This window comes from Paenibacillus sp. Soil766, from assembly GCF_001428105.1.
In the GTDB taxonomy this organism is placed as follows: domain Bacteria; phylum Bacillota; class Bacilli; order Paenibacillales; family NBRC-103111; genus Paenibacillus_E.
In genome coordinates this window covers 431290-457982 of record NZ_LMSJ01000001.1, presented here as the reverse complement: position 1 = coordinate 457982, position 26693 = coordinate 431290, and the positions used below count along the sequence as shown (strand labels likewise).

Sequence of the window (26693 nt, the reverse complement as noted above, 5' to 3'; positions counted from 1 at the left end):
TACTCAGCATTCGGAGGCCATGTTCATGAATTGGAGTACAAAACTGCTTATTCCCCCAGCGCGAAAATTATTGGTGTCAAGGCCGCGATTGACGCGCAAGCTAGAGGAAGGCATGGAGACCAAGTTAACTTTACTATCTGCCCAAGCTGGTTACGGCAAAACGACAGTGTTAAGCGAATGGGCTAGGCAATGCGGTCATCCGATTGCCTGGATCTCGTTGGATAAGTATGATAACGATTGGAGTGCGTTCTGGAACTGTATCTTGGCTTCCATACGAAAAAGTCTTCCGCGGTTCGGAGAATCGATTGGATTTCTGCTTGAGCAGGAGTCGGAAGCGTCCATTGATTCCGCTGTTGCTGCGTTCTTACATGAGCTAAGCTTAATTAGTGGCGATTTCGTTCTTATTCTGGACGACTATCATGTCATTGAGAATGCGTCTATAAATGAATCGATACGCTATATGCTGGAACATTTGCCTCTACACATCCATCTCTATATAGCAAGTCGTACCGAATTACCCTTCCCTACAGCCAGACTGCTTGCAAAAGGAGAAATCAATGTCATTCGAATCGAAGATATGCAATTTGGGCTGGAAGAGGGGGTTGTGTTCTTCCGGGACACGACGGACTTATCGCTAACGAAGAATCAAGTAATCGAGTTGTTCCGTCAGACAGAAGGTTGGGTGAGTGGGCTGCAGCTTGCGGCTATCACACTGAAACGAAGTGTCAATATTGCCGATACGATTCGCCAGTTCAATGGTCAACAGCGCCATATCTCCGATTATTTATTGGAAGAAGTTTTTGGGCATTTATCGGAATCCTTGCGGGAATTCTTGTTGGCAACCTCCGTTCTAAGCCGCATGAACCGGGAATTATGCATGGCGGTAACGGGACAAGAAGACAGTCAGGCTCAATTGGAACAACTGGAGAAGCTGAATTTGTTTATTATTCCGTTGGACGATCAGCGGAATTGGTTTCGGTACCACCAATTGCTGTCCGATTTTTTGCAGCAGCTGGGCGCTAGACAACATCAGGAATTGTGGAGACAATCCCATCAACGAGCTGCAGCTTGGCATGAGAATGAGGGGCTTTATGAAGAAGCGGTGGAGCATTACATCAAAGCGCAGCAGGCAGAAGATGCTGTACGGCTCATTGACCACATCATGCTAGACCTTATGCAATTGAAAGGGAATGTGCTTTTGAGGTGGATTAATTCCCTGCCGGAGAACAGCTATGAGCACAAACCAATGTTTATATTGTATTATATCTCCCAATCATTGATGGATGGAGAATGGGATCGAGGGTTGCAGCGTGCTAAGCAAGCAGAGATGCGATTCGAAGCTATAAGGGCGTTCATCCCTGAACCGGAATGGAATCAATTGATGGGAAATCTCTACTATTTATGCGGGATACTCTCTTACCTGCAACATAACCTGCCGCTGACTTCACAATATTACGAGTTGTTGGAACACTATTTACCGGAAGGCAGTAGCTTCCAGAAGTCTTCAAGCAAACGATATCTTGGGCACGAAGGATTTATGGATCTTTTATCGTTAACCAACGACCTTTATGAGGTAGAACAGTTTCTATTGAAGTGGATTAAAACTTGGGAGAAGAAGAAAAACTATCCGTTTATCGGATATCATTATTTAACTTATTGCTTGCTTCTCTATGAGCGGAATCGGCTGGAGGAAGCGGAGTTGTATTTAGAAAAGGCGATGAGTCGAGAGGATATGCGGACTAACGTATGGATTTGGATTCACCTTGGACTCGCTTCATCCTGGCTTCAACATGCTCTGGGGAGAGAAAGTCAAGCAATCGAATTGCTTAGCGGGCTCGGTGCTAACGTTGATTCACCCGATAAACATGTCATTTGTAAGAGGATCAAGGCGGAGCAAGCTCAACTACTCCTGATTCAGGGGCATCGCAACAAGGCATACGATTGGTTTGAGCAAAGCGGGATGTCACATTTGGATGACGTTTCGAACCGTCATTTCGAAGAGTATCTGGTTTTGGTAAGAGTACTCGCAGCGAACAGTCGGATTGAGGATGCCCAGCATTTGCTCGAAAAACTGGAACGTCTGGCGGAGAAGGAAGATCGTTTGCGAGAACGGATTAAACTGAAGATCGTGCAAAGTATGGTGCTTTGGCACTCCGAGTTTCCCAAAGAGGCATTTGCTTCCTTGAGTATCGCCTTAAGGCTGTCGGAACCGACGGGTTATATTCGCAGCTTCCTTGATGAAGGACCGCTGATGGTTGAGATGTTAGCCGAGCTTATGAACGAACAGCACAAAGTTGCGATGCCATTGGTGCCCTTGACTTATATCCAGCTGCTTCTTGAAGCCGCAGGCAGCGGCCAGTCTCACACGTCTTTGTTGGATGAGACTCTGACCGAGAAGGAGGAGCAGGTGCTGCTTTTGCTCACAGAGGGATTGATTTATAAGGAGATTGCCGTTCAAATGAATATTACACTGGACACGGTAAAGTTTCATATGAAGAACATTTATCGTAAGTTAGAGGTACATAATCGGTCTCAAGCGATTCAGCGCGTCAAGCAGCGCCTAGCGAAATAGAATTACTCAAGCTATCAAAAGCTGACGGATAGCGTTAGCAATAGTACGAATCAGGTGCCTACAGCAGCGGAGATTTAAGACAGGGGCTTATTGCTGAACTGAAGGCGGGGGACGAGGTAGTGTGTCTGAGCGACGAGAGCTGGACCTGCAGGCGGTTGTGGAAGTATGGCGATGGGCAGGCAGCGACGGTCGGTTACGACACGCAATATTTATAAAACGTTCCGATATGTTGAGGTCATTTCGCCCAAAGCAGTCGTGGACATCCGTGCTGTCTCAGCCGTTGTTCGTCATTACCCGCAATTGCTGAGCAGCTATGCCGTCTTTAAAAGTCAGGATCCGATCCTGCAGGGCATCTGGGATATTTGCGATCGGGCGCTGCGCAATTGCACGCAAGAGTCGTACCTCGATTGTCCCAGCAGGGAGAAGGGACAGTACCTCGGCGATAACACGGTGATTGGACATGCCCATCTGTACCTGAGCGGTGATTCGCGCATGTGGAAGAAGGCGCTTCATGAGTTCGCCTTAAGCTCTGCCGTATGCCCGGGCCTGATGGCGGTCGTGCCGGGGAATCTCATGCAGGAGATTGCGGACTTTTCCTGCCAATGGCCGATGCAGCTGCTGACGTACTACAAGCTTACGGGCGATCGGGCGTTTCTCCTTGACATGCTGCCGTATGCCGAAGGAGTCGTTGCGTATTTTAACTGCTATCAGCGGGAGGACGGATTGATTGAGCATGTCAAAGAGAAATGGAATCTGGTCGACTGGCCAGACAATCTCCGGGACGGCTACGACTTTCCGCTCACTAGGCCTGTCAGCGACGGCTGCCATGCGGTCATGAACGCTTGGTATGTTGGCGCGATCCGCGCGGTTCAAGACATCAAGGACATCTTGGCGATCGCGTATGACGATGTCCTTCCAGCTTTGAAGCAGGCGTTCCGCCATGCTTTTTACTGTCCAGAAGCACACGTATTCGCTGATTCCAAACTCACTAAGCATGCTTCCCTGCATGCGAATGTGCTATCGTTGTTGTTCGGGCTCGCTCCGGAAGAGGCTGTTCCTGCTATCGTTGCGTTGATCCGTCACAAACGGTTTAGCTGCGGCGTGTATATGTCTTATTTTGTGCTGAAAAGTTTGGCAAAAGCCGGGGAGTACGAATTGATCTACGAGCTAATCATGTCAGACGATGAAAGGTCCTGGCAAAACATGCTGAGGGAAGGCGCGACAACCGATGAGGCTTGGGGTAAAGAGCAGAAGTGGAATACGAGCCTCTGTCATGCATGGGCGAGCTCGCCGATTCCGGTGTTGATCGAGGAGATTTTCGGACTTACTCTTGTATCGGAGGAATGCAAATCATATGTTTGCGAACGGAAGCTACCGTCTGGCCTTAAGCCATTCGAGCTGCAGCTGACGCTGCCGGCGGGGCGACTCATGCTGAGCTACGATGGTAGCAAGTTGGAACATCGGTTGGAGCGTGAGTAACGAATGAAGAGTAGAAGCCCGGGAGCGCTCCCGGGCTTTTTACGATTTTTTTCAAGTTTATTACTATGTCTATAGAATCTTTTTCACTAGAAACACATTTCGTTAGGCGAGTAAAAATGTAGGTAGCCAAGGAAGTGGAACAGCTCCGCAATGCTATGGAATCGCTGGGCTACCAGCATTATAATCCCATCATGTCCATCAGTACGCACTCCTTACCGGTAAGTCCGGCTTTGAAAATTACGGACTGGAAAATAGAATTCGTTAGTGGATGTTTACTTTTGTGAACATTCACTTTTTAATTTCTACGGGGTTATTTAGTTAGTAATGAATATTGGGGGGGAGCTTGTCTACTAAGTTTGCTATAGAACCTATAAGCATACAGTAAACTGCATCTATGAGTGTTGAGGCTTAAGTCAAAGCAGGAGATCTCATGAATATCGAGAATAGAATTAAGTTAATAAACAACTCAATTGATTAACTATAGAAAAAAGATACTAAAGAATCGGGGGAGTTTTGTGTTTAAAAGTAAGCGCTTTCGAAATAATTGGATTATTGTTCTGCTCATTTCCAGTATTCCTGGACTTATCTTTGGAGGTTTAATGAATTGGCTGGCAGGAGGACGCGTGGAAAACGAGCTCCTTCAGATGCACAATAAGCAGATTCAACTGAGAGCAGCCAATATCGACGAGCAGTTCTCTTACTTGGAAACGTCAGCAATGCATTGGGCATTCGATCCAAATTTCAATTACTCATTGGCGAGTTTAAGTCTATCGCGCGATTTTGAGATTGCTCGCAACATTACACAGACTTTAGTCAATATGAAAGGTGCCAATCCACTGGCTATTGAAGCAGAGTTGTTCTTGGAAGGGTCAGCCCCCGTGCGGTTTCATCCGCAATACGAGGCATTAACGGATGCTGCGCAGATCGACGGATATAGGCAATTGCTCGCGCATGATAAGAACGTGTTCTGGTCACAGATTACGTCCGAATCGGATTCTACAAGTGATAACCCATTATCTTTAATGATAAAAATACCTGAAACCGATGAGAAGCCTTTCGGCATCATTGCGGTCACAATCGAAACGAAGAAGGTCGCCAAGCTGCTGCAAACATTGGCCCCTTATGACGACGGGGGTACGTTCCTGTTGGACGAGAATGGCGAGCAGCTGCTATCTAGCTCAGGACAAGAGTCAGTGTCACAGCTTGATGAAGCCATTAAGAAAGAGGTTCTTACCAGCAATAATAGATCAGGCTCATTCCTGTTTGATTGGAACCAGTCGACCTACACGGTATCCTTTGGGACGATGTCTCGCATTGGTACCGATTGGAAGTACGTTACTGCATCTCCGATTAGTGTGATTACAAAACCGGTCGTTTTTATTTCTCAACTGGTATTGACGTTAAGTATCGGGATGCTGCTGCTCGCATTCGTTTTATCTTGGCTGGCTTCACGACGCATCTATTCGCCTATCGCCCAGTTAGTTCGAATGCTGACAGGAAATACAGCTTTAACGGGGTTAGGGAACGAACATCATGATGATTTTAAAATAATTGAGAAAGAATGGCTGCACCTGACGAGAGAGAGTATGACGCTTCAGAACAAGCTGGAACAGCAACTTCCACATCTCAAGGAGGGCTTCCTGCTTCAACTTGTCCAAGGGTATCTCTATTCATACTCCGAGCAGGCTCTTTTTGAGAGGATGCGCAATTTCGGCTGGACGGTGGATAATCGGCATTACGTCGTGCTGTACATCCATTTGAGCGGATTTGAAAACTTGGAAGGACGCTTCTCGTCTGGCGATGAAGGTCTCGTCACTTTCGTTGCTGCGAATATTACGAAGGAGCTCGCATCAAGTTGTTTCGAGCAAGCGGAAGTGATGAATTTCCACGATTTATCTGTGGGTCTCCTCCTTATCGTTCCGGACGAAACCGAAAACGAACAGAAGGAAGCATTCAGAACCTTTAGTCAAGAACTGACCCAAGCTATTCATCATGTGCTTAACGTGTACGTCTCGGTTACGATCGGCAGTCTCGCTGTTTCTATTGTTCATGTGCCCTCCCGATTTGAAGAAGCGATGCAGGCGTCTAGCAGGCGCCGCTTCGAGAGCCGGAATCAGATTATCGATCTGGAGTCTCTGGAAGAACATGACAAAGAGAACCAGGAGATTCATTATCCTTTCGCACTCGAAAGAGAGATTATTCAAGCGCTTCGTACAGCCCAGAAAGATGAGGCGAAACAACTCATTCAGACTTTCTTGGAAGAGCTGATTGAACGCGGTGCTAAAGTGATTGACATACACCAGGGAGCACTCCAACTGCTTGGCAGTATCTTGCATGCGATTCGACTTGCGGGTCTGGATCTAAACCGTATGTTCAATTCGGCCAATTTGTATGAACAACTCATGCAAATCGGAGATCAACAAAAAATGATCACCTGGTTTCACGACAAAGTAGTAAGTCCCTGCATGATAGAATTGGAATCGCGATCCGACTCGCAAGTGAAAAAGACCGTAGAAACTGCAATGATTTATTTGCAGAACAATTATATGAAGGAAATATCTCTGGACAGCTGTGCCGATCACGCAGGCACGAATACGGTTGCTTTAAGCAAAGCGTTCAAACAGGTCAGTGGTAAAAATTTCATCGACTATTTAACCGAGCTGCGTATTGAAAAAGCGAAGGATCTCTTGCGTGACACGGATTTGAAAATCAATGACATTGCCGAGAAGGTTGGCTATCAGCCGAGTTATTTTAACCGGATCTTTAAGAAACAAGAAAGTATTACACCAAGCCAATATCGGGATTTATACCGAAATTAATAGCATTATACTGACAAACCGCCAACAATGGCGGTTTGTGTTTTTTTGCGATTGAAAAAAAGTCTTATTCCTGTGAAAAAGAGAAAGCTCCCGTCATCGATGAAATTTAAAAGTGGTGTTGAAGGAAATTACCTTTGTGCGGGGCCTTATTTTGTTGCTAATACTTTTTTTCTTGATTCATACTATTTGGAAGAAAGTGATTGTTAAAAAAGTGTTATTGTCAGAAATTTATGAATCTTATAGTGTGGGACTTACAAAGTCACAAGTTAAAATTTTAATTGCGAAGGAGTGAGAACATGATCCAAACTTCAGATGCTGAACAGCACGTCGTGCCTGTCCCAACCGTTAGAACTTCCAAGCGAAGCACATTAATAGCTAAAGTGGTAAGAGATAAATATTTGCTGCTGCTGGTGCTGCCGGGATTAGCCTACTTTATTATTTTTAAATATGTTCCGATGTGGGGGGTCCTTCTTGCCTTCAAAAATTATCAACCTTATGTCGGTTTTATGAAAAGCGAGTGGGTCGGACTAGATAATTTCAAACAATTTTTTCAAGATCCTGTCTTCTTCAAATTGATACGCAATACGCTTTTGCTTGGCTTGTACGATATGCTGTTTTTCTTCCCGGCGCCAATCATTCTGGCGATCTTACTAAACGAAGTTCGCAAATCTTTTTACAAACGGTTTATTCAATCGCTAATTTATATCCCGCATTTTATTTCGATGGTTATCGTTGCAAGTATTTCCTATCTTCTTTTGACGACAGAAGGTGGTGTCATCAATGAATTGATGCTGAAGGTATTCGGGCATAAAATAGACTTTCTAACAAGTGAAAACTGGTTTCGTCCCATGATTATCACACAGAGTATTTGGAAAGAGATGGGTTGGGGAACGATCATCTTCCTCGCAGCGCTTGCAGGCGTTGATCAAGAGCAATATGAAGCTGCCATTGTCGATGGAGCAAATCGATTTCGCCAGCTCTGGCATATTACGCTGCCAGCTATTCAAGGAACAATCATTGTCGTGCTGATTTTGCGAATGGGTCACTTTATGGACCGTGGATTTGAACAAGTATTATTGATGATTAATCCATTAAACAGATCGGTTGCTGAGGTGTTTGACACGTATGTTTACACAGCGGGGATCATTCAGGGCGCTTTCAGCTACAGCGCGGCAGTAGGGCTATTTAAAGCCGTTATCGGGGTCATTCTCGTTTTTACAACGAATTACTTAGCCAAAAGAGCTGGGCATTCCGGCATATTCTGATCTTTGCACATGCTTACGAAGTCAGTTTTGCTATCGCGAAACGCTTAGGAGGAGAGTACGATGAACACACGTCATTCGTCTATAGGTGAAAAATTGTTTGATATCGCCAATTACTTGTTTCTTGCTATCGTTGCCATTGCCATGATCCTTCCGGTTATGTATATCGTGGCGGGTTCGTTCGCAAGCGATCTCGAGATTGGAAGCAGATCCTTTTTCCTCATTCCCAAAGACATCACATGGGATGCTTATAAATTTGTTTTTAAAGATAATACGTTACCGCGAAGTTTGGGCGTATCCGTACTTATAACCATTGGGGGTACTCTTGTAAATCTTTTCTTTACCTTTACGATGGCCTATGCTTTATCGCGACGCCATATGATTGGCCGAAATGTCTTCATGAACCTGATCATCTTCACGATGGTGTTTAGCGGTGGCATTATTCCTACTTACCTGGTTGTTAAAAGCTTAGGACTGTTGAACACCTACTGGGCTGTTATGCTGCCTGTTGCGATCAACGCCTTTAATTTGATTGTTATAAAATCATTTTTTCAAGAAATTCCTAATGAACTGATAGAATCGGCCCGAATTGATGGGTGTAATGATATTGGTGTGCTGTGGCGAATTGTTCTGCCGCTTTCTAAACCAGTTATAGCAACATTCGCTCTTTTCTACGCGGTTGCACACTGGAACGATTTCTTTAATGCGCTGATCTATTTATCAGACGCCAAGAAGTGGCCGATGCAGGTGCTATTGCGGCAAATTGTACTAATGGCAACGGGCTCGCTAGAAATGGGAACTTACGATCCTACTTACGTAAAACCTCCGGATCAATCGATTAAAATGGCAATCATCGTCGTGGGTACATTACCGATTTTGATGGTTTACCCATTTATTCAAAAGTATTTCGCTAAAGGCGTTTTAATTGGTGCTGTAAAAGGTTAATCGTTTTCGAGGTGACGTGATTATTTTCGGATTGTCGCAGCATCGGTTCAAGGCCGGTAAGGTAGTGAAGACAGGTGCTTGCTTCATCATATACAAAACCATGGTTGATTTGACAAAGGGAGGCAAAAGAATATGAATTGGGACAAAAAGAAAAAGCCATTGTATGCAACAACTAGCGCGTTATTAGCAGTTACAGTGATTGCAGGGTGCAGTTCGAGTACTGACGGGACCAAAGCGACAGACTCAGTTAAGGCCACCGCAGGAGCGACGAAGGCAGTTGTAGAGAAACCATTACCAATCAGTATTATGCTGAAGAGCTACTACAATGATACGGCTACCCCGGAAAGTAAAGTGTGGAAAAAAGTGGAAGAATATACAAACACGAAGCTGGATTTTCAATTTGTTCCTGATGCAAGCTATAACGATAAACTGAATATAACGCTTGCTTCCGGTTCGATTCCATCTCTTCTATTTGTCAATAATGCGAAATTGCCTGCTGTTGCCAACGCCATCAAAGGAGGTGCATTCTGGGAAATAGGTCCTTATCTCAAAGATTATCCGAATCTTAAACAAGCGAACCCAACTGTTCTTAACAATACGTCAGTAAACGGTAAATTCTATGGCCTCTATGTATCCCGCCCGATCGGACGGATGGGGATCAGCTACCGTAAGGATTGGCTTGATAATTTAGGCATGAAGGAACCGAAGACGATCGATGAATTTTATGCGATGTTAAAGGCATTCGCCACCAATGATCCTGATAAAAACGGCAAAAACGATACGTATGGCATGGTCGTAACCAAATATGCGGGCCCTTTTGATATTATGCAAACTTGGTTCGGAGCTCCGAATAAGTGGGCTGAGAAAGACGGCAAGCTGATACCCGCCCATTTGACTCCCGAATATATGGAGGCACTCAAATTTTTCAAAAAACTGTATGATGAGAAGTTAATCAATCAAGATTTCGCGGTATATGATTCGGCGAAATGGAATGATCCGATTATTAACGGACAAGCGGGTGTGGCGGTTGACGTGACAGAACGTTCCTATCAAATTGAAGAGAAAATGAAACAAGTCAATCCGAAGGGCAGTATAGATTTAATTGGAGCTGTAAGCGGCCCTACTGGTCTTCATAATCAACCGACAGCTGGACACAACGGCATGTTCCTTATCTCGAAATCTAGTGTTAAAACAGAAGCTGATCTGAAGAAAGTGCTTACTTTCTTGGATAAGACAAATGATAAAGAAATGCAAGCATTACTCAACTTTGGCCTTGAAGGTGTTCATTATAAAGTCGAAGATGGCAAGCAGATTAATCTAATCGTTCCGACTGACCCCATGGCTCCTGATATTAATAACAAGAATATGACCCAGCTCTTATCTTCGATTCCGTACATTATACCTGAGATGTTCAAACCATCTACACCGCTTCGAACGAAATCTGTTGAAGTGCAAAAAGCCAATGAGAAAATCATTGTTACCAATCCTGGAGAACCATTTACAACCGCAACCTATACGCAAAAAGGTGCGCAATTGGATCAAATGGTGGAAGATGCAAGAATTAAATTTATTGTTGGCAAAATAGATGAAGCGGGCTATAAAGCCGAAATGGATTTGTGGAAAAAGAGCGGTGGCGATGACTATACGAAAGAAATAAGCGAAGCTTTCGCTGCGAACAAGGCTAAATAGGTAAGGGAGTAACCTGCTTTTTAGAGGATAAGGTCCAGTCGCTCCATAGGACTGGGCTTTTTCTCTCAAGGATTCCGGATGGAATGTATAACGTTATAACTAAGGGAGCGATTGCGATGACAATGGCAAGATCTAAAGGCGGTAAAGGAACGGTTTGGCCTTCGGAACGGCGCAGTTATACAGATAGGATAACAGGAGTAACCGTAACTCAGTTAACAAATCATTATTCGCATAGTCATCATATTTATTTTACAAATAATGGATTCTACGGAGATGGGAAGTTGATCTTTGGATCAGATCGTGAGAATGTTACCAATCTGTACAGCATGGATCTGCGCGATGGTGTAATAACCCAATTAACGGATTTGGAACGTGGCCGTGAATCTCGGATTCAAGGGACCTTTCTTCATCCAGACGGACATGAGGCCTATTTCTATTATGACAATGCCATCATGGCAATCAACTTGGGAACGTTGGAAGAACGGATTCTCTATACGATTCCTAAGAACTATAAATTCGGCAGCTTGAGCTGCACCGCAGATGGGCAGTGGTTATGCTTTGGTCTGAACAAGGATCTAACACAAAGTATCGCAATGGATACCAAGAATGGTTACTTGGGTTTTGAGGAGTATTTCCGTGCGAAGCCGCACTGTATGATTATGGGAGTTTCCCCTTTCGACGGGAAAGTGAAAAAGTTTCATGAAGACCAGCTGTGGATTGGCCACGTCAATACGTCTCCAACGCAAGCACATCTGTTAACATTTTGCCATGAAGGGCCTTGGGAACAGATTGATCATCGAATTTGGGTGCTGGATATCTCTACCGGGCAAGTTTGGAAGGTTAAGGACAAGATGCCGAATGAATATGTTGGCCACGAATATTGGCTGTCAGACGGCATTCATATCGGTTATCACGGTTTTACGAATTCCCTTGAGGATCATACCGGGAAAATTATCGGGGCTGTCCTGTTTGATAACAGTCATGTCGAACAGTATGAGTTTCCTTTTCAAAATATGCATGTTCATTCCAATGATCTATCCCTTGTTATCGGTGACGGTCAGCAAACGAGCGCCTATCATGGGCAGCAATTTCAAGATACAATTCAGGTATGGCGCAATGATGGGGCCGGATTTAAAGGTCCGCGTATATTATGCAAGCACCGGGGAAGTTTCCATTCGCAAAATCTTCATGTTCATCCGAGACTAAGCCCTGACGGTAAGCATGTGCTGTTTACGAGTGATATGTCGGGATATGGTAACTTGTACATGGTTGACGTGCCAGCATTCGAATCTTTACCTGAGATGCCAGTTACATGAAGACACAACCAAATCTACTTCTCATCTTTACGGACCAGCAGCGATGGGATACGTTAGGGGTTTACGGAAACGAAACGATTCAAACGCCGCATTTGGATCGGTTGGCGCAGGAAGGAGCCGTTTTCGAAAACGCGATTACCCCTTGTCCGCTATGCGCTCCTGCCAGAGCCTGTACGATGACGGGGTTTGCTGCCGGAAAGACGAATGTGTACAATAACGAATCAGCACCTGCTACTGCTACAGATGAATCGATTGCCGCTTATTTGTCCAAAGCCGGGTATCACAATCAGGCGATCGGGAAAATGCATTTTACACCGGATGAGCAAACATATGGGATGGATCATCTTATTTTATCGGAAGAAATGAGAGGCGTACGTACGGCTGAAAGCTTGAAGGATATTCGGTTTGATGATTATGACCGCTACCTGATGGAGCATGATGCGTGGGGATGGGAGAAACCTCCCGAAATTGGTTACAACGAGCTGAAGCCGCTCGTGAACTGCCTGCCCAAAGAGCTTCATATTACACAATGGTGCGGGGATCGAACAGTAGAATGGCTTAAAACGGAAAGACCTTCTAACAAGCCCTTTTTCTTATGGACATCATTCGTCAAACCGCATGCTCCGTTCGATTGTCCTTCGCACTTGACGGATTTGTATGCGCCGGAAGAAATGCCTAGGCCCTGGGTGTCTGAAAAGGATGGAACATCGAAAAATCCATATATGGAGTCGCATCGTCAAGCGATGGAAGCTGATCTATATTCGGAACAAGTTATTCTTACAAACAGAGCTTATTACTATGCTAATATTACGTTTATTGATGAACAAATTGGTCGGATTATGCAAACGTTGGAGGAAGAAGGATTGGCGGGAAATACGCTCGTTATTTTCACATCCGATCACGGTGAACTTCTTGGCGACCATCGGTTATGGTATAAAAACTTAGGGTACGAAGGAAGTATGCATATCCCGATGTTAGCATGGTGGCCCGGTGTTATTCATCCGGGTACCCGCTGTGAAGAATTGACTACCCTGCTTGATATTTTTCCTACTCTCGTCAATCGGACAAGTGAAAAGGGCAAGTACGATGGCAGGTCTGGTTTGGATCTATTGGAAATGCTCACGGAACCTTCCTCGGTTCGGCGAAATGTAGTCTGTTCCGAATTCTATGTGGCACCCAACTATATGCTCCATGTCCGCAGCAAAGAGTGGAAATATCTTTTTTATCAGAACGGCGGCTATGAGGAACTGTATCATCTCCTAAGCGATCCGCATGAACTTGTTGATTTGGCGGAGGATCCCGACTTCCAGCATGTAAAAAAAGAGCATCAAGAGGAAGCTGTTCGTTGGGTTATCGACTATGGTAATCCTGAAGTTGCACTCGATGAAACAGGGCATAAGTTGAAGGTGATACCATTTCAGCCTCAAGCAGCCAAATTGAATCCGAGGCCTTTCTCGCGAATGCCATGGGATTCCAGAATTCCGCCATCGTTGCTTCCCGAACAGCAGCGCTCATGGTTTTGGAAAGAACTGGGCGGGGATTGGAGCAAGCTTATCCGCTTATTGGGAGGAGGCATGTAGATCATGAATTGGAATGAAATCTTCTCACTAGAGAAGGTTAACGTTTGGGAAGCCCCTGTACGGCGGAAAGATCGGATTTCGCCAGATGGCTCCGCTAATAGCGGAATACGCTAATCTTAACGTATATTCGATTTCAAGAGTATGACAGCCTTAATTCAGATTGAGCATGTTAGTAAATTTTTCTATATAGGTGGCGAAACCATTCGGTTAACAAAGATTGGCCTTACGAGATTAATCGTAGGGCTTTTTATTTTCTCTACGATGGTGAAAGATAATCAAAATTAACTATTAGTCAGTATAAATAAATATTTAACATATACTGGACCTCATTATGTTATGAGTTCGAATACTAGCTATGGGAAGGCTATTGGTAATGATAAGGTGAGTATTAACTTCGGTAAACCTTCAATCGATTCGTCTTGCATCAATATCAGCTTTTGGATATAATTGGTGAAAAAAAGTGTTTACACAGTGTAAATAGAGGTGATTTACTGTGGGGAGTTTCTGTATCGAGGAGTGTTTGCATGACAAGCAGATGGAAACAGGAATTAGAGGAGCAAAGAAATAAACGGCGGCAGGAAATTATTCTAGCGGCTCAAGAGCTTTTTTTGGCAAAAGATTTGGCGGTTGTAACGATGACAGACATCGGGCATCAATTGGGGATCAGCCGTGTTACACTTTACAAATATTACAACTCAATTGATGAGCTTGCGTTTGAGGTTCAGATGAAGGTTTTAGACGATTTATTTCGATTTGTCGATTCTCACAAAATCGGTGAACGAGCCGAAGAAAAAATGCGGAACTTGTTATTGGCCTGGCAGGATTTCACCCAGATTAGTCCTAGTCATTTGCGTTTTATTGGAATGTTTGATCACTATTATCGTGAAATGTATCCAACCCGTGAATTGGAGGAGAAGTACAAAAAATTCATCGGAAATGTCTTTCCATCGCCTGTTCAACTTATTCTGGAAGGCATTCAAGATGGCTCGATTCGTCCTGATCTTGATCCAGTCAAATCTTCAGCCATGATTGCAAACACGATGATGAGCATGACGCAGCGAATGGCATCAAGGGGGAATATTCTTCGTGTTGAACAAGAGATCGATCCAGGCGAAATGATGCGGCAGTTAATTGACATGATCATGGCCTATCTGAAATCGGAAGCGCATTCAATCTGATCGAGTTAACTTTCAGGAAGGGAGGTCTATCAGCCGTGCTATTACGTACGCTGCCTCTGTTCAAATCACTGCGCTTTAAGTTGATATTTGGTTTGCTAATTATTGTCATACCCATTGTGGCTTTTATGATCTACAACAATTTGTATGCCATCAAAGTTGTTCGAAATCAAGTGGCACAATCCAATAAAAATTTAATCAGCCTATATATGGGACAGATCGACCGTAATTTGGATGAGGTAGACAAGTATTTATTCAACTTCGCTGCGCAAGACACGGGACTGCTTGTACTTGACACACAGCGAGATCAAAATGCCGATCGGTATTCTTATACGAAAATTCAATTAAATAATAAGTTATTAAAAGACCTCCCTAATTATAAATCAATGGATATGTTCTTTGTTTACTCTGAGCCGAATCAAGATTTATTGACAGTTATGAGTGACCAAGTCACTTACACCAGACAGCAAGCAGTTGAAAATAGCATTAAGACCATTTTTCAAGATCAACGAGATGGTTCAAATCAGACAAGTCTGAAAGAATGGTTCATGCTAAAACTCGGAGAACAATATTTTTTAACTCGTGTGATCAAATATGGGAATGTCTATATCGGTGCATGGACGGATGCGAGCAAATTAATGGTGCCGCTGAACCTAGTCGATTTGGGCAATAACGGCAGGGCGCTGCTGGTTACGGACCAGTTCGAGACTATGTCAAACCAAGCTTTTGTACAAGAAAATCAAATTAATTTGAACAATGTTGGAAACGATTACAAACTTACTGGAAAAGATGAAAAATTTCTAGTCGTTGGCGAAAAATCCGTGAAAGGCCGTTTCAGATTAATCGCTGTCATACCAGACAGCATCATTCTGGAGAATCTTCCTTTCCTTCGCCGAATGGTATCATTCATTTTGATTGGATCACTTATTTTGCTTCCTTTCATTTTGTTTCTTCTGAGGAAAATCATCTTGATTCCGATTAACCGCATCATGATGGCTATGAGGAGAATCGAAGACGGGAATTTGGACGTCCGTATAACCTACAGCCCTTCTGTCATTGAATTCGACAAGATGAACCAATCCTTCAATCGCATGATATCGCAAATACAGGAATTGAAAATTAATGTTTTGAAAGAAAAATTAAATCATCAGAAGGCCGAGCTCAAGCATTTACAGCTTCAGATTAATCCGCACTTTTTTCTAAATTCGTTGAACATTATTTATAATTTGGCGCAGGTGAAAGAGTTTTCATTAATTCAGGAAATGGCGCTTAGTCTCGTAGAATATTTCCGCTTTATGTTTCGGAGCAACATGGCATTCGTCGCTTTGAGGGATGAGGTCCAGCATACGATTAATTACTTTCGCATCCAGGAGATGCGGTTTCCTCATAATTTGACTTATCATCTATCTGTTCTAGATAACCTGATGGACGAATTGGTTCCTCCGCTTGTTATTCAAACCTTTGTGGAAAATACGATCAAACACGCAGTTAGCATGGATAAACAGGTTCATATTGGTATAACCATTGAAGCCATAGAAGTTAATAGAATCCGTATACGGGTGCAGGATACTGGAAAAGGATTTCCTGAAGACATTTTGGCTCGGCTGCAGATGGAAATGGATATCGGTAACGGAGAAGGTCATCATATCGGGATATGGAATGTGCAGCGACGATTGCGCCTGCTGTATCAAGATCAAGCACGGATCACATTTTCGAATGGGGATGGCCATGGCGCATTAATTGAAATTCTCATCCCATTTCATGAGAAGGAAAGAGGAGAAGTCTATGCTTCAATTGCTGGTCGTGGATGATGAAATTCATGCTGTTCGAGGGATAAAAGCAGGAGTACAGTGGGACCTACTTGGGTTTTCAATGGTTCATGAAGCTTTTAACATACGCCAGGCGAAGGAAATCTTTGAGACCCAAAAAATTGATATTCTGCTTTGCGACATTGAGATGCCGGAAGGTGACGGATTTCAACTGTTAACTTGGGTTAAAGAACACTCTCCTGATACGGAATCGCTCTTCTTAACCTGTCATGCTGATTTCGAATTCGCACAAAAAGCAATTCAATTGGGAAGTCTGGATTATATGCTCAAACCCGTCCGTTTTCAGGAATTGGAGAAAGCCGTTCGAAAAGCCATCGACCAATTGGAAAAGAAAAGAGGATTAGTTCAATTTAATGAAACCTATAAACATTACTATCAGTTATGGGAATCGTACCAACCCATGGTTGTAGAGCGCTTCTGGCAGGATTTAATTCAAAGGTCTATCCCTTCCAATCGAGATCAAATCAAAGAAATAATGGCGAAGCAAAATATACCTTATAGCGTTACAGACTTATTTGTGCCGATTTGGATCAGTGTACAGCGTTGGCATAAAAAGCTGACTCTTCGTGAAGAAAAAATAATGGAATACGCCTTGCGCAACTCTTTGGAAGAATTGGCTGTACGGAAAGAGACAAACGGCCAAATCGTTCAGGTCAAAAGCGGTGGGTTACTGGCCATCCTCTCAGTCGGCCTGGGAAGCAAGATCGATAAAGCGAAGCTAACTAACGAATTACAGGGCTTTATCGATGCTTGTAACCAGTACTTTTTCTGTGATCTTTGTTGTTATGTCGGTGCTCCCGTATATACGGAGGGAATGCTCGAGATGTTCGAATCCTTAGTCACGATGGAATCCCGCAATGTTACACAAACGAATAAAATTTTCTTCTTAAGTGAGCAACGATGCAGCTGCTACGAAACATATCAAGTCCCTAAAATGAACGGTTGGGCGGAATTGCTCAAGTGTGGATGCAAAGGGAAACTGCTCAAAGAAATTGATCAAAGTTTGGATGCAATGCAGCAAATGGAGAAACTCGATTCCAAATTATTGCGTGGATTTTATGAGGACTTTCTCCAAATGATTCATCACGTATTGCATTATAAAGGCTTGAGGGCGCATCAGGTTTTTTCGGAAGAACTTCTGAATATGCAAGCATCGTACGTTTCTCGTTCCATAGCTAATCTTAGACAATGGATAATCACGATGATCGAAGAAGCTACGTGTCGAATTAACACTGTGGCTGAAAGCCAGACTGTTATTGAAAAAGCGAAACAATATATCGCTCAGCGCATCAACGAAGATGTTTCGCGGGAGGACATTGCAAGCTATGTGAATATGAATCCAGACTACCTGACAAGAATTTTCAAGAAAGAAACCGGCTTGACGGTTTCTGATTATGTTCTACAGGAACGGGTCTCCTTGGCCAAAGAGATGCTGGTAAAGACGGATCTTCCAGTTGGCAGCATTGCCGCTTCGGTGGGCTATAATAATTTTTCCCATTTCTCAAAAATGTTCAAGAAAGCAACTTCAACCAATCCACAGGATTACCGCAAATTATATGAAATTTAGTAACCTAGGGTTCCTAATACAATGAGATCGTTCCCTTCTCGGGCGCGATCTTTTTTGTTTAATAAGAAGTCGGAAATGCTATAACAGGAAGTCGGGAAACAGGTAGAGTGCAAAGTGACAGTTATATATGATGATAGTATAACCGATGAGGGGGAAACGATATGGGGTCAACGACAACAACAAGATCAACTTCAGCGACCACGACAACTGCTAAGATAACGTCAACGAAATCAATAACCAGCAAAAAAATGAGAAAAATATGGAGGTATGCCCCACTGTTTGTGATGGTTATACCCGAAATCATTTATCTGATCATCAACAACTATTTACCGATGTTTGGCTTGATTATCGCGTTCAAGGATGTCAACTTTACGAAAGGAATTTGGGCCAGCGATTGGGTCGGATTTAAAAATTTCGAGTACCTGTTCAAAACCTCTGACGCCATGCTGATTACCCGAAATACGATTCTATATAATACAGCTTTTATTATCATTAATCTGATCATCGCCGTCGGCGTAGCTATTTTGCTGAATGAAGTGAAGAAGAAATTATTTGCCCGGTTTTACCAAAGCATCATTCTCATCCCCTACTTGATTTCCATGGTTATTGTCGGTTATTTGGTGCTTGCCATGCTAAGCGGAGAAACCGGTTACATTAATAAGCAGATCCTGCCTATGCTTGGAATGGATCCGATTTCATGGTATAGCGAAGCCAAGTATTGGCCTTATATTTTGACCTTAGTGAACATTTGGAAGCATGTTGGATACTTATGCGTTATCTATTTAGCGGCGATTATTGGAATCGACCCGGAATATTACGAGGCGGCCAGGATTGACGGAGCGAGTAAATGGCAGCAGATCACAAACATTACAATCCCTTTAATTGCTCCGGTTATCGTGATTATGACGCTGCTGCAAATTGGCCGTATTTTTTACTCAGAGTTCGGATTGTTCTATCAAGTACCGCTTGATACGGGCGCGCTTTTCCCGACAACAAACGTTATCGATACGTATGTTTATCGGGCTTTACTAAGATTAGGCGACATCGGCATGTCTTCGGCGGCGGGCCTATATCAATCCGTTGTGGGATTCATTCTCGTACTCATCTCGAATTACGTGGTGAGCAAGCGAAACAGCGATAACGCTTTGTTTTAATAAGGGGGGAATACAATTGAAAGTAAAAAGCCAACTGTACCAAGCGATCATTCATGTTTTCTTTATTGGCATTGTTTGTCTCTGTCTTCTTCCGTTTTTTCTGCTCGTGATTACTTCTTTTACCGATGAAATGACCATTGTGTCAGAAGGGTATTCCTTCCTACCGAGTAAATTCAGCTTGGCAGCTTACGAATTTTTGTGGAATGATTCCTCCAACATATTTCGGGCTTACGGTATTACCATTCTGGTAACTTTAGTTGGTACGTTTGTGGGGTTATCAATCACTGCCCTATGCGCCTATCCATTATCTAGAAAGGATATGCTGATTCGCAAGCAACTCTCGTTTATCGTGTTTTTCACACTGCTGTTTAACGGAGGCCTGGTCCCCACCTACCTGGTATATACACAAGTTTTCGATATGAAAAACACACTGCTGGCCTTAATCATTCCCGGTTTGTTATCCAACGGATTTTACGTGCTGATTATGCGCACCTTTTTTATGACTTCAATCCCAACCCCGGTTATTGAATCAGCATCCATTGACGGGGCGGGGGAGTTTAAAATCTTTTTCCAGATCGTGCTTCCGCTCTCTCTTCCCATTCTAGCTACAGTCGGATTGATGCAAACGATCGGCTATTGGAACGATTGGTTCAACGGATTAATCTATGTGACCGACAGCAAGCTGTTCAGTTTGCAAAATTTGTTAAACCGGATTTTATTAAACGCGCAATTTTTGTCAAGCAATGCGAGCAGCACCACAACGGAACTTGCTGCAAGCAGTAACATTCCGATGGAATCGGTCCGGATGGCTATGGCAGTTATTGGGACTGTTCCTTTGCTGATCGCGTATCCTTTTTTTCAAAAATACTTTGTCAAAGGTCTCGTTATTGGAGCAGTAAAAGGCTAGGCTATACTCGGCATCAGTCGGTTAGCATAAATGCTAGATAAAACTAGGGAGGCTATGAAATGAGAAGGAATATAAAGGGCATCCAATCAGTATTAGCAGGAATAATGGCGATTACGTTGCTATTAACGGCTTGCGGCGGTAGTAGCGGAGGCTCTACGTCGACAAATTCGCCAACCGCGTCAGGGGAAACAGCAAAAGCGAAGACGGACTTAAAGCCTTATGAACTAACAGTGGCCTATTATAAAATCGGTAACATTAAAGATCTGCAGGAGATTCAGGATGCCGTTAACAAACTGACTAAAGAGAAGATTAATGCAACCGTCAAATTTGTGCCTATTGACCCTGCTGCGTATCAGCAACAAATCAATCTGATGCTTGCGAGCAATGAAAATCTGGACTTGCTTGTAACCTTGACAGCACTCGGCTACGGTACGCAAGCGGCCAAAGGGCAGCTTGTTCCCTTAGAGGATCTGCTTAAGAAATATGGACAGGATATTGCCAAGGTTGTCACACCGGAGATTCAAAAAGCGACGATGGCCAGCGGTAAACTTTATGGCATACCTAGCGTACGCGACTGGGCATCCGACTACGGCATCCTGATGCGCAAAGATATTGTTGATAAATACAAGATTGATCTGAGCAAAATCAAGACCTTTGATGATTTGGATGCCGTATTCAAGGTTGTCAAAGATAACGAGCCGAATATGGCGGCTATTGTTCCGGAAGGTGGGGGTACGTCCTTTATCGCGTCCATTGCACCTGGCTTTATGGACCCTTTAAATGATGATAACGGTGTGCTGCCGGACCATGATAATAACCTGAAGGTAGTCAATTGGTTTGAATCGAAGCAATATGCGGATTTATTGAAAATGGTCAGAAGATGGTATTTGGACGGCTATATCCCTAAGGATATCGCTACAAACAAAATCCGCCCTGAAGACCTTGTGAAGGCCGGTAAAGCTTTTTCCTTTACAGTGCATATGAAGCCTGGATATGAAACGAAGGAAGCCATTTTGACAGGCACACCGATGGTAGCAGCACGCATTATCCCACCTGTCACTTCTACGTCGTCGATTGCAAATATCATGTTCAGTATCGCCAAAAACTCGAAGGATCCAGAGAGAGCAATGATGTTCCTTAACCTGCTCTACTCTGATAAAGATTTGATTAACTTGATCGACTTTGGCATTGAAGGAAAGCACTACGTCAAGAAGGGGGAGTTGATCGGCTTCCCGAATGGCGTGGATACGCAGAATGCTACCTATAGCCCGAATCATGGATGGGAGTGGGGCAATCAATTTCTTTCCTACATTTGGGAAACGGATCCTGTTAGTCTTTGGAAAGATCAGGCTGAATTCAACAAATCGTCCAAAAAATCGAAAGCGCTTGGCTTCAGTTTCACAGTTGATCCGGTTAAAACGGAAGTGGCTGCTGTTCAAAGCGTGAAGGACCAGTTTAAAATAGGTTTGGAAACCGGTACGCTGGATCCGGATAAAAACTTGCCGGAATTTATAAACAAACTGAAGGCTTCAGGCATGGACAAAATTATTGCTGAGAAGCAAAAGCAGCTTGATGAATGGGCGAAAACCAATAAGTAGTTTTTGCGAGGAGAAGCTGCATGTCCCATACAGAAATACTGGAGAGAAACATACCGTTTGTATCTGTAATGATTGCGATTTTTTTCGGATCCGTTCTTGCGACACTAGGAATGAGTTCGATTAGCGTTGCGTTTCCTGTTTTGATGGAACAGTTCCATACCGATTTGACGACTATGCAATGGACGATGACGGGCTACTTACTGGCAACTGGAGTGGTAGCTCCTGTCACTGGTTATCTTGGGGAAAAAATCAGCACCAAGTACCTCTATATCGGTGCGCTTATTGGCTATACGCTGATTTCAGGGCTTAGCGCTTTCGCATGGAATATTGAATCGTTAATTGCGTTTCAAATTGTGCAGGGGATATTTGGCGGGATGATCCTGCCAGCTACAATGACGATCCTTTATCAGGTGATTCCCCGCGAAAAACAGGCGTTTGCGCTCAGCATGTGGACCTTGTCGACGATGCTTTCGCCCGCGTTCGGACCTCTGTTGGCTGGCTGGCTAATTGGAAAGTTCGAATGGAAATGGCTGTTTCTCATGGACATTCCGTTTGGCATTGCGGCAGTTGCAGTCGCTTGGCGGCTTATTCCCTATTATAAACTGAATTCACCGAAAACGTTCGATTTGCCCGGGTTGGTTACCGTAATTTTGAGCAGCGGTTCAATCCTGATCGCTTTCAGTGAAGCGCATGCATGGGGATGGAGCTCGTGGAGAACGCTGTCGCTGCTCGTTTTCGGCTTCCTGATGCTCGGGTGCTTTATTCGGAGAGAATTGATGATCCCCGAACCGCTCTTGAATTTGAAGGTATTTGTCAACAAGAAATATACCTTTAGTCTTGCCATACTGGCCGTTATTACGCTCAACATGTATTCTGGTGCCTACTTGATACCGGTGTTCCTGCAGAACATTCAGGGGGCATCCGCACTGGAGGCTGGTTTGATCTTGCTTCCAGCAACACTTGCGATGGCAGGAGTGATGCCGCTCGTCGGCAAGCTGTATATGAAGGTTGCTCCGCAGTGGCTGATCGTTTCCGGGCTTCTCTTGATCGCGATTGGAACGCTAGCAATAGGACGTCTGGATGTGAACGTTTCGCACGGGTACATCGTTATGTGGCTCACTATCCGCTATATTGGGCTTTCGTTAACGATCATGCCGCTTACTAATGTCGGTATGGAGGCCATCCCGCGTGAGCTGTCCGGTCACGCCTCATCGGTGAATAACTGGATCCGCCAAGTTTTCGGTTCCTTTTCCATCGCGTTGTTTACTTCACTTATCGCATCACGGTTGACCGTACACAACCTGGCACTTGGTTTAGAAGGAGCTGCGGAAGCCCAGCGAAAGTTGCTGAAGGCGGAAGCCTTCACGATGAGCTCCAATGACGTGTACATTGTGGCGACGATGATCGTGTTAGTCGGTCTTCCTCTCGTATGGACGTTGTTTAGAGGCAAACCTAGGAATAAAAAGTTGGCGAACTATAAGCTTCGGCACGTCCAAAATTTAACACAAAAGGAGCAGTTAAAATGAGCATTTCAATTGGCGTTAATTTATTTTCAGTATTCCAAGCACTAAACAACGACTATTTCGGCACCCTTGAAAAGGTAGCTTCAGCAGGCTATACCAATGTGGAGTTAATCACCACCAATTTTATGACAGGCGTCCGATACAGTGATTCATTTCCTCTTCAATCCATAAAAAGAAAACTGGAAGAATTGGGTATTAATCCCATATCAGCCCATGAAAGACTGGATCAAGATGCGGAGAATTGGAATCAGTTGATTCAAGAAAATGCTGAACTTGGATGTAAAGCGATTGTATTACCATCTGCTTGGATCAAAAATCGTGAAGATACAATGAAAACCGCAGAACAGTTGAATGCAATCGGGAAAAAATGCAAGGAAAGCGGTTTGCAATTTTACTTTCATAATCACTTCCATGAATTCAAAAGATGGGGGGACACGACCTTATACGACATATTAGTTGAGAATACGGACCCAGCATATGTCAAATTTGAGTTGGATCTGGTCTGGGTTATGCGTGCGGGTCTTGATCCTATGGCTGTTCTTGAGAATTTAGGCAGCCGATGCGATTTCGTCCATCAGAAAGATTTAAATAAAGAGGTCCTTCATTTAAACGTATTTGACGCGCTTCAGCCAGGTGATGAAGATTTGGATATGATGCAGCTATATCGCGGAAAGGGATACATACAAGCAGGTGACTTTGTGGATCTTGGAACCGGTGTAATCGATTTTAAAGGCACCTACGATAAATTAAAAGAAATGGGTACCATCAAGTACACCTTTATAGAAAATGAAGGTATTAGCGATGATAAATTTAGAAGTATAGCGAATGATTTAAAAATTTTGCAAAAGGTTGTTTAGAGCCACCAAATGACAAATTAGCTTTTAAGGAGTGTGGTTCGATCATGTCAACAGCTAAATTGAAAATCGGAATTATAGGCTGCGGCGGTATTGCCAACCAGAAGCATCTGCCTTCATTAGCGAAGCTTACCCATCTGGGCGAAATGGTAGCTTTCTGTGACATCGTGGAAGAGCGGGCTGTGAAAGCAGCAAAGGAATTTGGAACGGAGCAGGCGAGAGTTTATGTTGACTATTGGGAATTATTGCAAGATGAGTCTATTGACGTTATTCATGTGTTGACCCCCAATCTTCAGCATTCCTTCATAACGGTGGCTGCGCTGGAGGCAGGTAAGCATGTCATGTGTGAGAAGCCTATGGCCATCAATTCTGTTGAAGCTAAAAAGATGTTAGAGGCAAGCAAGAAGACAGGAAGAAAATTGACTATCGGTTACCAAAATAGGTTCAGAGACGATTCACAGGTATTGTACACAGCATGCCGCCAAGGTGAGTTCGGCGATATTTATCTTGCCAAAGCCCATGCCCTTCGTAGACGCGGAGTTCCAACCTGGGGTGTATTTACAGACAAAGAGCAGCAAGGAGGCGGACCGTTGATCGACATTGGCACGCATGCGCTAGATTTATCTCTTTGGTTCATGGACAACTACAAGCCGAAATCAGTGACAGGATCTGTATTCCATAAATTAGCTGATAAGTTTGAAGGCAACATGTTCGGTCCATGGGATCCTAAAGCCTATGAAGTAGAAGATTCTGCCTTCGGATTTATTAAGATGGAAAATGGTGCAACGATATTCCTGGAATGTGCTTGGGCGCTGAATATAACGGATACAAGAGAAGCCATGACGACCCTGTGCGGAACAGAGGGTGGAGCGGAAATGAAAGGCAGTCCTGCTATCGGTAAAGGTGAATTGGTTTTCAACAGCGCAAAGTATGGAAAGCTAGTCGAAACCAAGGCTACGACAGGCGGAGGCATCGCTTATTTTGACGCAGGTGCCGAAGATCCAGGCGTGAAAGAGGCTAGACAATGGCTGGAAAGCATTCTCAATGACACAGAGCCTCTTGTCAAACCTGAGCAAGCTTTTGTTGTTACCCAGATTTTGGAAGCTATCTATGAATCGGCTAGAACAGGTAAAACGATCGAATTTGAATAATTGTTGATCGTTTTAGTGGTGAATTAAGATTCGCTCCTAGTGTAACTTCACTGAGGGGCGATTTTTTTTATAATTGATGTGATTAGTGCGGAAATTTACGTTGCTTCGTGTTCACAACCTTAAAAAATTCGACAATACGGGGGAAGATTTGGAGGATTTGATCTCGATTGGGACGATTGGATTGATCAAAGCTATCGAATCTTTCTCCCCAAACAAAGGGACAAAGCTGGCGACTTTTGCTGCACGTTGTATCGAGAATGAGATCTTGATGCATCTGCGCTCATTGAAGAAAACACGGAAAGATGTATCTCTGCATGACCCAATCGGAACGGATAAAGAGGGGAACGAGATTACGCTGATTGACATCCTCGGCAGCGAGGCAGACGATGTCGTGGATGCGAAGAGTAAGATATATCGCAATCTGGAGATATTGGACGACCGTGAGAAAGAGGTCGTAGTCGGAAGGTTCGGGTTGGAACTAGGTGGCGAAGAGCGGACACAGCGGGAGATTGCGAAGGAGCACAGCCTTAATCCAAATTGAGCATGTTAGTAAATTTTATCATATGGGCGGCGAGACGATTCGAGCATTGGATGACATAATGTTAGACATCATGCAAGGCGAGTTTGTTGCCGTTATAGGGCCGTCGGGGTACGGGAAGTCCACGCTGATGAATATTATCGGCTGCTTGGACTTCTCTGAAGAAGGTATCTACACCCTCGATGTGAAGCAAATTCACGCCATGAAGGATTCGCAGCTGGCAGAAATCAGGAATCGAAAAATAGGGTTCGTTTTCCAGAACTTCAACTTACTTCCGAGGTTGAGTGCTTATGAGAATGTGGAGTTACCTTTGATTTATCGGGGATTATCGAGAAAACAACGAGAGCTGTTAGTTTTACAAGCGCTGGAAGCCGTCGATTTGTTAGATCGCAGAAAGCACTATCCTTCGGAGCTATCCGGAGGACAGCAGCAGCGCGTTGCGATTGCACGCACGTTGGCAGGCGATCCGCCGATCATTCTGGCGGATGAGCCAACGGGGGCGCTGGATTCGAAGACGGGCGCGGAGATCATGGATATTTTCAGGCAGTTGAATGAGCAGGGTCGCACGATTATTGTGATTACGCATGACCGGCAACGTTGCGGAGCAGGCGAAGCGGGTTGTGCGGTTTAGGGATGGTAGGTTGGTTCATTAAAATGAGATTTTAAGTAAACGAAAATTGATACAGAGCCCTACGAGAAATCGTAGGGTTATTAAAGTTCTCAAATGGCTTATCC

Annotated in this window: 18 protein-coding genes and 3 pseudogenes; all 21 read left to right on the top strand. The window is 44.1% G+C overall.

Annotation, left to right across the window (positions count from 1 at the left end; translation table 11 throughout):
* Positions 1–25: 25 nt before the first annotated feature.
* On the top strand, positions 26–2572 hold the full coding sequence (locus tag ASG89_RS01585; RefSeq protein WP_057308539.1) for a LuxR C-terminal-related transcriptional regulator: 2547 nt from the start codon (positions 26–28) through the stop codon (positions 2570–2572).
* Positions 2573–2737: 165 nt separating this feature from the next.
* Positions 2738–4051: a family 78 glycoside hydrolase catalytic domain gene (locus ASG89_RS01580; protein WP_057308538.1), complete on the top strand. Its 1314-nt coding sequence runs from the start codon at positions 2738–2740 to the stop codon at positions 4049–4051.
* Positions 4052–4176: 125 nt separating this feature from the next.
* Positions 4177–4335: pseudogene (locus ASG89_RS36065) on the top strand (adenine deaminase C-terminal domain-containing protein); the annotation flags it as partial.
* 231 nt (positions 4336–4566) lie between these two features.
* Entirely contained in the window at positions 4567–6870 is a 2304-nt protein-coding gene (locus ASG89_RS01575) for a helix-turn-helix domain-containing protein (protein ID WP_057308537.1), read from the top strand.
* A 296-nt stretch (positions 6871–7166) separates the two neighbouring features.
* Positions 7167–8135: an ABC transporter permease gene (locus ASG89_RS01570; protein WP_057308536.1), complete on the top strand. Its 969-nt coding sequence runs from the start codon at positions 7167–7169 to the stop codon at positions 8133–8135.
* Positions 8136–8195: 60 nt separating this feature from the next.
* Complete coding sequence (locus tag ASG89_RS01565; protein ID WP_057308535.1) at positions 8196–9077, top strand: carbohydrate ABC transporter permease; 882 nt, start codon at positions 8196–8198, stop codon at positions 9075–9077.
* Between the two features lie 132 nt (positions 9078–9209).
* A complete protein-coding gene (locus tag ASG89_RS01560; protein WP_057308534.1) occupies positions 9210–10766 on the top strand; it encodes an extracellular solute-binding protein in 1557 nt (518 codons plus the stop codon).
* A gap of 116 nt (positions 10767–10882) precedes the next feature.
* A complete protein-coding gene (locus tag ASG89_RS01555) occupies positions 10883–12082 on the top strand; it encodes an oligogalacturonate lyase family protein (protein ID WP_057308533.1) in 1200 nt (399 codons plus the stop codon).
* The gene (locus ASG89_RS01550) at positions 12079–13662 is read left to right on the top strand and encodes a sulfatase (RefSeq protein ID WP_057308532.1); all 1584 of its coding nucleotides are present in this window, start codon (positions 12079–12081) and stop codon (positions 13660–13662) included. The genes ASG89_RS01555 and ASG89_RS01550 overlap by 4 nt, the downstream gene beginning before the upstream one ends.
* A gap of 52 nt (positions 13663–13714) precedes the next feature.
* Positions 13715–13807, top strand: a pseudogene (locus tag ASG89_RS38525) (DUF1961 family protein); the annotation flags it as partial.
* Between the two features lie 379 nt (positions 13808–14186).
* Positions 14187–14840: a TetR/AcrR family transcriptional regulator gene (locus ASG89_RS01545; protein WP_057308531.1), complete on the top strand. Its 654-nt coding sequence runs from the start codon at positions 14187–14189 to the stop codon at positions 14838–14840.
* Positions 14841–14875: 35 nt separating this feature from the next.
* A complete protein-coding gene (locus ASG89_RS01540; protein WP_057308530.1) occupies positions 14876–16648 on the top strand; it encodes a sensor histidine kinase in 1773 nt (590 codons plus the stop codon).
* Positions 16623–18233 (top strand): helix-turn-helix domain-containing protein, encoded by a 1611-nt coding sequence (locus ASG89_RS01535; protein WP_057308529.1) that lies wholly within the window; start codon positions 16623–16625, stop codon positions 18231–18233. Before ASG89_RS01540 ends, ASG89_RS01535 begins: the two co-directional genes overlap by 26 nt.
* 248 nt (positions 18234–18481) lie before the next feature.
* Positions 18482–19387: an ABC transporter permease gene (locus tag ASG89_RS01530; RefSeq protein WP_057308609.1), complete on the top strand. Its 906-nt coding sequence runs from the start codon at positions 18482–18484 to the stop codon at positions 19385–19387.
* 16 nt (positions 19388–19403) lie between these two features.
* Positions 19404–20294: a carbohydrate ABC transporter permease gene (locus ASG89_RS01525; protein ID WP_057308528.1), complete on the top strand. Its 891-nt coding sequence runs from the start codon at positions 19404–19406 to the stop codon at positions 20292–20294.
* 59 nt (positions 20295–20353) lie between these two features.
* Positions 20354–21892, top strand: coding sequence for an ABC transporter substrate-binding protein (locus tag ASG89_RS01520; protein ID WP_057308527.1), 1539 nt, complete (start codon positions 20354–20356; stop codon positions 21890–21892).
* Positions 21893–21912: 20 nt separating this feature from the next.
* Positions 21913–23418, top strand: coding sequence for a DHA2 family efflux MFS transporter permease subunit (locus ASG89_RS01515; RefSeq protein ID WP_057308526.1), 1506 nt, complete (start codon positions 21913–21915; stop codon positions 23416–23418).
* Positions 23415–24272, top strand: coding sequence for a sugar phosphate isomerase/epimerase family protein (locus tag ASG89_RS01510; protein WP_057308525.1), 858 nt, complete (start codon positions 23415–23417; stop codon positions 24270–24272). The genes ASG89_RS01515 and ASG89_RS01510 overlap by 4 nt, the downstream gene beginning before the upstream one ends.
* A gap of 44 nt (positions 24273–24316) precedes the next feature.
* Positions 24317–25420, top strand: coding sequence for a Gfo/Idh/MocA family protein (locus ASG89_RS01505; protein WP_057308524.1), 1104 nt, complete (start codon positions 24317–24319; stop codon positions 25418–25420).
* 85 nt (positions 25421–25505) lie between these two features.
* Positions 25506–25940 (top strand): annotated as a pseudogene (locus tag ASG89_RS01500) (sigma-70 family RNA polymerase sigma factor); the annotation flags it as partial.
* 43 nt (positions 25941–25983) lie between these two features.
* Complete coding sequence (locus ASG89_RS01495) at positions 25984–26589, top strand: ABC transporter ATP-binding protein (RefSeq protein WP_321166463.1); 606 nt, start codon at positions 25984–25986, stop codon at positions 26587–26589.
* Positions 26590–26693: the final 104 nt, after the last annotated feature.